This is a genomic window from Peptoniphilus hominis (ex Hitch et al. 2025) (assembly GCF_040096015.1).
Lineage (GTDB): Bacteria > Bacillota > Clostridia > Tissierellales > Peptoniphilaceae > Peptoniphilus_A > Peptoniphilus_A hominis.
Window position 1 is genome coordinate 1 of record NZ_JBBMFO010000069.1, and the last position, 1189, is coordinate 1189.

Here is a 1189-nt window from a genome sequence, read left to right on the forward strand (position 1 = left end):
GAAGGACTGAAAGCAAAAAAGAGAGGAAGACCTTCAAATATGCCAAATACAGATAAAAATAAAGATCTAAAAAACAAACGTAAGCAAACAAAAAAAGAATTGAGCGAGTTAGAAAAACTTAGAGAAGATAACTACTATCTTAAGATGGAAGTAGAAATTCTAAAAAAAAAGATTCAATTCTCACAGATGACAGAATCAGAAATAGACGAATATCTAAGATCATTAGATCACTAAGAGATGAATTCAAACTAAAGGACTTGTTGGAATATTTCGACCTGCCAAAATCAACATATATGTATTGGCAACAACGCTTAGACAGACCAAACAAAGATGAGCAAGTAGAGAAGAAGATACTAGAGATTAGAAAAGATAATCCAAACTATGGATACAGAAGAATGACAGCAATATTAAGAAAACAAGGACTATTGATAAATAAAAAGAAAGTTCAAAGACTAGTCCAAAAACTAAAGCTTCAAGTAACAAGCTTCTCAAGAAAATCTAGAAAGTACTCATCATACAAAGGAACAATAGGAAAAGTAGCAGATAATGAAATAAATAGAAACTTTAAAGTAGACAAACCCTACACATATATAACAACAGATACAACAGAATTTAAATACCTAGAAGAAGATAAAAATGGAAACTATCAAGTAAAAAAACTTTACCTAAACCCCTACCTAGATATGTATAACAGTGAAATCATAAGTTATGAAATATCAAAACAACCAACATTAGAACCAATACTAAAAGCCTTAAAAAAAGCAATAGAAATAACAAACACGAACAATGATAAGAGGATATTTCATTCAGACCAAGGATGGGCTTACCAAGTAAAACAATACACATCAAGACTAGAAAAAGAAGGAATAACCCAATCAATGTCAAGAAAAGGCAATTGTCTAGATAACTCACCAATGGAAAACTTCTTTGGAATACTAAAACAAGAAATATACTACGGAAAAAAATTCTATTCATATGAAGAATTGAAAGACACAATAGAAGAATATATCGAATATTACAATAAAGATAGAATAAAAGAAAAATTAGGATATTTAAGTCCAGTGGAATATAGAAAGTTAAATGCAGCATAAAAAATTTTCCACCCCTAGGGGTGGAAAGTAATAAAATAATACCAGTACTAATAAACTACCAGTCCTGGTATTAGGTCCAACTTTATGGGGTCACCACA

Annotated in this window: 1 protein-coding gene and 1 pseudogene; both read left to right on the plus strand. The window is 30.2% G+C overall.

The window, feature by feature from the left end:
* Nucleotides 1-234, plus strand: a pseudogene (locus WMO19_RS09770) (hypothetical protein); the annotation flags it as partial.
* A complete protein-coding gene (locus tag WMO19_RS09775) occupies nt 222-1091 on the plus strand; it encodes an IS3 family transposase (RefSeq protein WP_349171673.1) in 870 nt (289 codons plus the stop codon). The pseudogene WMO19_RS09770 and the gene WMO19_RS09775, both read left to right, overlap by 13 nt.
* The last annotated feature ends 98 nt before the right edge of the window (nt 1092-1189 follow it).